Source organism: uncultured Clostridium sp. (assembly GCF_937920395.1).
Classification (GTDB): domain Bacteria; phylum Bacillota; class Clostridia; order Clostridiales; family Clostridiaceae; genus Clostridium_AD.
The window spans coordinates 1-7,388 of the sequence record NZ_CALEVF010000359.1; the positions used below are offsets into that span (position 1 = coordinate 1).

The following is a 7,388-nucleotide window of genomic DNA, read 5'->3' on the forward strand; positions in this document are numbered from 1 at the left end:
TATAGGGAGGTATTTCAGTAATGTTTAAACTTGTAAAATATGAATTAAGAGCAAATTTTCTGACTATAGTTGGTATTTGTATAACAGTTATAGTTGCTAGCCTACTTCTTATGGCAAAGAAGGGAACTTGGAGTAGTACTACTATAATTGCATTATCTGGGTGCTTAATTATTGGATCCATAATAGTAATATTTATAGCTTCACTAAAAATAATTAGTAAATATTTATATGGAGACTCAGGCTACTTGTTATTTACACTACCACAGTCTGGAAAATCGATAATAACGTCAAGGCTTGTAACTGCACTAATTCAAATATCAATAGTTGTTGCTGTATCTTTCTTGATGTCTTATTTGACACTAACTGATGAAATATCATTTAGTAATATTTTTAAAGGTATTAAGATAAATTCAGTCATATTTTATTTAATTAGTTATATATGGATGATTATTTCTTTCTTAACTATAATATATTTTTGTATGATTATCGGAAAAGTAGCTTTAAAAGGAAAAAAAATAGGCAAGATAGGATCTTTTGTAATTTTTATAATAATATCTTCATTAATAAGTTGGTTATCATTTAAACTTATGGTGGTATTACCACAAACATTAGATTTGACTAATTTTACAATAACCAACGGTAGTGTGTTGAATCTTAATTCAACAACATCAAACGGAGCATTTACTGTAAACATTGCTCAAACTATATTTAATATTATTATTTTCATTGGATTATTTATGACCTCATCTTATTTAATAGATAAGAAGTTAGATCTCTCATAGAATTTATTTAACTTCCAATAGTATTTTCTAAATAAATTTTTAAAAGTAACACTTCCCATTTTGTGGAGTGTTACTTTTTTGCATTTTAAATAATATTATTAATTTTATAGATTCCTTTTCTTTAAGTAATAATGCTATTTACTCTGGTTTTAAACCGAAAATTGATTTTTTAATGACCACAAAGATTTTTTAAGTTTTTAAATATTTAATTATATTGAATTTGTTGTTATAATGATATCAACAAATAAAACATAAATATTAATTATGAAAACTTATAAATAATATAACAAAGAGGAGAGATACTAAATGAATTATTTTGAAGAAAGCTTGAAAATGCATGAAAAATATACTGGTAAACTTGAAATAAGATCAAAGGTAAAAATAGAAACAAAAGAGGATTTAGGACTTGCTTATACACCTGGAGTTGCTGAACCTTGTAGAAAAATCCATGAAAAAGAAGAAAACGTATACAAATATACAGCTAAAGGAAATATGGTTGCAGTTGTTACAGATGGTACAGCTATTTTAGGCCTTGGAGATATAGGACCTAAAGCAGGGCTTCCAGTTATGGAGGGGAAGGCAATACTATTTAAAGAATTTGCAAACGTAGATGCTTTTCCTATTTGCTTAGATACAAAGGATGTAGATGAAATCGTCCGTACAGTACAACTTATTTCTCCAGGTTTTGGTGGAATAAATTTAGAAGATATTAGCGCTCCAAGATGTTTTGAGGTAGAGGAGAAGCTTAAAAAAATATTAGATATACCAGTATTTCACGATGATCAGCATGGAACAGCTATCGTAGTTCTTGCGGGACTCATTAATGCTACTAAAGTCGTTGGAAAGAAACTTTGCGATTTAAAGGTTGTTATAAATGGTGCAGGATCTGCAGGAACAGCAATTTCAAAGCTTTTACTAAGGTCAGGAGTTAAGAATCTAATCGCTTGTGACAAGGTAGGAATACTTTACAGAGGAATGGAGAAGATTGATGATGCTAAAACGGCTCTTACAGAAATAACTAATCCAGAAAACATAAAAGGAAATTTAAGTGATGCATTAGTAGGCGCAGATGTATTTATAGGAGTTTCAGCTCCAGGAATTGTTACAGCTGATATGGTTAAATCTATGAATAAAGATTCTATAGTTTTTGGAATGGCAAACCCAACACCTGAGATAATGCCAGATGAAGCTAAAAAAGCAGGCGCAAGAGTAGTAGGCTCTGGACGTTCTGATTATGCAAATCAAGTAAATAATGTACTTGTATTTCCAGGGTTATTCAGAGGTGCCTTAGATGTAAGAGCAAAAGAGATAAATGAAGAAATGAAGCTTGCAGCTGCTTATGCTATTGCAAATTATATAAAAGATGAAGACTTAAATGAAAATAATGTAATTCCAAGTGCACTAGATAAAGGTGTAGCAACGAAAGTAGCAGAAGCAATTTCCAAAGCTGCAAGAGATACAGGCGTAGCAAGAATATAAAATAACAGGGTGTATTTGTAAAGTAAAGGAGGCATACCTCAAAAGAAAGATATGTCTCCAAATAACAAAAAAATAAACGAAAAAAATAGTTATGGAACTTTATGTATTATAAAAAATTGTCTGAATATTAAAAAAATAGCTTTACAATCATATTTTATCATGGTATTATATAAGCAAGAAGAAGTTAATTCTTCTTGCAAATCCTAATTCAAGATTTAATTAAAAAAAGTAATTTGGATTAAAGAAGTACAAAGATTTAAAAGAAAATATCTAAGATTTAAGATTTAAGGTTAAAAATTTAAAAAATTAAGTATGTTATATCAATTGTTTCAATTATAGTCAACCAAAAACAAAGTAGTATTAATGTAATTTAAACAACTGCAACAGAAGGGAAGGTGCCTTATCACAGACATAAGAAATGAATTAGGGTTTGCTTAACAGTCAATTTATAGTTTTATATATAAATTGGCTGTTATAATTTTTTGTATTGAAATTAATAAAATAAAAATTATTAGAATAAAAATTAATAAAACAATGTCGATCATTATTGAGTAAACAAATTTGTTTTGCATTTAATAATATTAAGCAGCTTAAATTATAATTTAATTCAAATTCAATTTTTAAGACTTAAAAATTACATATAGCAAATAATTTGTATTAAATTATACTATTATGTAAATAGTTAAAAGAATTTTATTACCCCCTAATAAAACACTAGCACGCTAGGCTATAGCTAGCTTTTAAAAAATTGGAAATTTTTTTTAAATGATATTGCATAGGAATAACAAACAATGTATAATATAGAAAAATGTATATAATATATAAACATTATATAAACATTTAATAGTAAAAATACAGATGAAAACAATATACATTATAGTCAATAAAGGGGCATAGCCAATGAAGAATATGGCAAAAAAAAGATTGGGTGATTTATTAGTTGAAGCTGGGAAGATAACTCATGAACAACTTAATAAAGTACTTAGAAGACAGCAAGGTACTGGAAAAAGGCTAGGAGAACTTCTTATTGAAGATGAGGTTTTAACTGAAGAAGATATTTTAGAAGTTTTAGAGAAACAATTAAGCATAAAAAGAGTACGTTTAGATATGGAAGAGATGGAGCAAAAGGTTGTTCAATTAATTCCAGAAGTTATTTCAAAAAAGTATAACTTAGTCGCGTTTGGTATGGAAGAAAACAAAATAAAGATTGCCATGTCTGACCCTTTAAATATATTTGCGATAGATGACGTTAAAATATCTTCAGGCTTTGATGTCGAAATATTTATTACATCAACAAAAGAAATTAAAAATGCAATTGATGTATATTATGCTAGTCAAAGTGCTAAAAAAGCTGCTGACGATTTATCGAAAGCTCAAGAAACAAATGAGGATAAGGAAGATAATAAAGCACAATTAGATGATATAAAAAGTGCACCAGCGGTTAGACTTGTTGATTCTATAATTAGTGATGCAATAAAACTTAAAGCTAGTGATATTCATATAGAACCTTTTGAAAGTTACATAAAAGTAAGATACAGAATAGATGGTACTTTAAAAGAAATATCTAAATACAATAAAGATATATTTAATGCTTTTATAACTCGTATAAAAATACTCGCAGAATTAAATATTGCAGAAAAAAGAATTCCACAGGATGGTAGGATTTTAACAATTCTAGATAATAAGAAGGTAGATTTGCGTGTATCAACTTTGCCAACAATTCATGGTGAAAAGGTTGTTATTAGGGTACTAGACAGAGAAAATTTTTTGGTTGGTAAAGAAAAACTGGGTATGAATGAAGATGACTTAGAAAAAGTAGAAAGAATACTTAAAAATCCGTATGGAATAATTTTAGTTACTGGGCCTACAGGTAGTGGAAAATCAACTACCTTATATACATTATTAAGTGAATTAAATGATAACAGTAAGAATATTATAACAGTAGAAGATCCTGTAGAGTACGTAGTAGATGGAATAAATCAAGTAAACGTAAATCCCAAGGCAGGCCTAACATTTGCATCTGGTTTAAGATCAATTTTAAGGCAAGATCCTGATGTTGTTATGATAGGCGAAATAAGGGATAATGAAACAGCGGAAATTGCTACAAGGGCTTCAATAACGGGCCATATTGTGTTAAGTACAATACACACTAACGATGCACCTTCAGCGATTGTACGGCTTATAGATATGGACATACAACCATACCTAGTAGCAAGTGCAATAGCAGGTATAATATCACAAAGACTTGTTAAGAGAATATGCCCAATGTGTAGTGAGATTTACGCTGCATCAGAATTTGAAAAAGAAATCTTAGGTATTCACTCGGCTGAGGAATTACTAATTCACAAAGGCAAAGGTTGTGGACACTGCAACAACAGTGGATACTCTGGAAGAATAGGTGTATATGAAATTATGGAAGTAACCCGCACACACAGAGAGTACATAATGCGTAATGCAAGTGTTGATGAAATAAGAGACATAAGCATAGAAAAAGGGATGAAAACGCTAAGAATATCTTGTACTGATTTAGTGTTAAAAGGAATGACAACAGTTGAGGAACTGGCTAAGATAGCGTTCTTGAAAGAATAATGGGGGTGAGTAGGTGCCTACTTTTAAGTATAAAGTTATGGATCATCAAGGTCGAAAAATAGAAGCAACATATAAAGCTAATAGTAAAAATGAAGTGTTAGCAATGATAGAGGATAATAATTACTATCCAATTGAAATTAAAGAAGTATTAGAACGTGAGCAAAAGGATCTATTTGAATCTTTTGACAAGGTCAAAACAAAGGACTTATACATTTTTTGTAGACAATTTCACACAATGATAAATGCAGGTGCCAATATTGCTAATGCATTAGATATACTAAAAAAACAAACTGAAAATAAGAAATTAAAGAAAAGTTTATATGAAGTACATGATGATCTGCAAAAGGGAGTATCTCTTTCAGATTCAATGGGTAAACATAGAGATGTGTTTCCAGATTTACTTATAAATATGATTAATACAGGGGAAGTCAGTGGTAATCTCGATATAATAATGAGTAGGATGGCCTCCCACTTTGAAAAAGAAAATAAAACAAATAACCAACTTAAAAGTGCTATGGTTTATCCAATGGTACTATCAGGGTTAGTAGTGGTAATAGTGGTTTTTCTTTTAACCTTTATAATGCCTACCTTTACAGGAATGTTTGCAAGCTCAGGGGTAGCGTTACCAGCACCTACGAGAATAGTTATGGGAATAAGTCAATTTATATTAACTAAATGGTACATTATAATTGTAGTTGTAGGTGGAGCAATTTATGGTATGCAGAAATATATAAATACTCCACAAGGCAGGTTATCACTAGATAAAATAAAATTGAAACTGCCAGTAGTTAAAGATCTTACAGAAAAAGCAATTGTATCTAGATTTACTAGAACTTTATCTACAGTAATAGCTAGTGGTGTACCCTTGGTACAAGCACTAGAAGTTGTGCAAAAAGTAGTGGGTAATAAAGTGGCAGAAAATGCTTTAGAAAAAATCAAGGAAAAAGTACTAAGAGGTGTATCTTTAGCCGAAGCATTGGGATCAGAATCAATATTCCCAATGATGTTACATTCAATGATAAAAATAGGTGAAGAATCTGGTTCACTAGACGATATATTGGATAAGACTGCAAACTTTTATGATGAGGAGCTAGAGACATCAATAAAGAAAATGACTACAATGCTAGAGCCGCTTATGATTGTAGTAATGGGAGTAATTGTAGGATTTATAGTAATTGCAATGATGCTACCAATATTTTCTATGTCTAGTACAGTTCAATAATAATTTGATTAACGACATTTCAGAAGGAAAGTCTCCTACTACTATAAGTGGGAGTTAACTACCATAGCAAAATTAAAACTTCAGTGGATGTCTAAATCACATTCTGAAGTCGTTGATATTACAGCTCCGCAGGAGATGATTAATATGATAAAACTACAAAATAATAACATGTATAGTACAAATATTAGTAACAAAAAAGTTTTGTAGTTTTATCGTTATTATATAAAAATTTATTTATTAGGGGGAATTATTAATGGAAATGAGCATAATGAAAATGGATGTAATTAAGAAAAAGAAGAGAAAAGGGTTTACTTTAATCGAACTTATTGTAGTTATTGCAATTTTGGGGATTTTAGCTGCTATTGCGATTCCAAGACTAAGTGGGTTCCAAGCTACGGCTAAGGCTAAGGCTGATATAGCATCAGGCAAAATCATTGCTACAGCTGTTGCAACATTAATATCAGATGATAAAATAGCACTTCCTGCTCAAAATTCGTCAGGGCTAATATTTCTAAAAGGTTCTACAACAGGAGTAGCACCTGGAACTTCTGCGATAATGCCTTCAGGAGATGGTACAGGTCTTAGTGACACAATAGCCGCCAATATCGCTAATAATCTTCAAAGTGTACCCAAGACTTCAACTGGTACTGATTGGGCAATAACAATATCTGATTCAGGTGATGTTAAAGTATATGCGGGTCCTAACACTAACAGCACAAAAGTATTTCCACAATAGGAAAATAGCAAGTTCAACCCTTCGGGGGACATTAACAAACTTTGATTAATAATATTGATTTGAACAAATACAAACTTCTAGTTATAATTACGACCTTAGGGTAAGTAATAATAACTGGAAGTTAATATTGCTTATTTAAATAAATACACTAAAAGAGGTGACCACCAATGTTCAACTCAAAAGTCTTATCCATAGACATAGGTTCACAAAATATAAAAATAGTTTTAGGAACACAAAATAGAAGAAACGTTACTATAGAAAAAGCCATTACTATGATTACTCCAATAGGGTGTTATCATGATGGAAATATATTAGATGTAACTAAATTGAAAAATGGAATTTCAGATGTTTTGCAAGTGGAAAATATAAAATGTAAAAATATTATTATAACTACCAAAAGTACAACGGTTATAACTAGAGACATTGATATTCCGGTAGCAAAAAAAGAGGATATGGATTCTATAATAAAGTTTCAGATGGAAAGATATTTACCAATTAAGTTTGATGATTATATAATGCAATATAAAATATTAGAAGAGTTTGAAGATGAAAATATAAAGCAGGCAAAATTTGCAGTAGT

At 30.1% G+C, this 7,388-nt stretch carries 6 protein-coding genes; all 6 read left to right on the plus strand.

Annotated features, from left to right (window positions below):
- Positions 1 to 20: 20 nt before the first annotated feature.
- Entirely contained in the window at positions 21 to 782 is a 762-nt protein-coding gene (locus tag Q0649_RS20985; RefSeq protein ID WP_298846455.1) for a hypothetical protein, read from the plus strand.
- 306 nt (positions 783 to 1,088) lie between these two features.
- Complete coding sequence (locus Q0649_RS20990; RefSeq protein WP_298846457.1) at positions 1,089 to 2,261, plus strand: NADP-dependent malic enzyme; 1,173 nt, start codon at positions 1,089 to 1,091, stop codon at positions 2,259 to 2,261.
- Positions 2,262 to 3,170: 909 nt separating this feature from the next.
- Entirely contained in the window at positions 3,171 to 4,850 is a 1,680-nt protein-coding gene (locus Q0649_RS20995) for a GspE/PulE family protein (RefSeq protein WP_298846468.1), read from the plus strand.
- A 13-nt stretch (positions 4,851 to 4,863) separates the two neighbouring features.
- Positions 4,864 to 6,072, plus strand: coding sequence for a type II secretion system F family protein (locus Q0649_RS21000; RefSeq protein WP_298846460.1), 1,209 nt, complete (start codon positions 4,864 to 4,866; stop codon positions 6,070 to 6,072).
- A gap of 253 nt (positions 6,073 to 6,325) precedes the next feature.
- Entirely contained in the window at positions 6,326 to 6,808 is a 483-nt protein-coding gene (locus Q0649_RS21005; protein WP_298846463.1) for a type II secretion system protein, read from the plus strand.
- 167 nt (positions 6,809 to 6,975) lie between these two features.
- The coding region (gene pilM, locus Q0649_RS21010; protein ID WP_298846465.1) for a type IV pilus biogenesis protein PilM at positions 6,976 to 7,388 on the plus strand (413 nt) is incomplete at its 3' end.

Coding starts and splice junctions, on each gene's coding strand:
- Q0649_RS20985 (WP_298846455.1), top strand. CDS start 21: ATGTTTAAACTTGTAAAATATGAATTAAGAGCAAATTTTCTGACTATA.
- Q0649_RS20990 (WP_298846457.1), top strand. CDS start 1,089: ATGAATTATTTTGAAGAAAGCTTGAAAATGCATGAAAAATATACTGGT.
- Q0649_RS20995 (WP_298846468.1), top strand. CDS start 3,171: ATGGCAAAAAAAAGATTGGGTGATTTATTAGTTGAAGCTGGGAAGATA.
- Q0649_RS21005 (WP_298846463.1), top strand. CDS start 6,326: ATGGAAATGAGCATAATGAAAATGGATGTAATTAAGAAAAAGAAGAGA.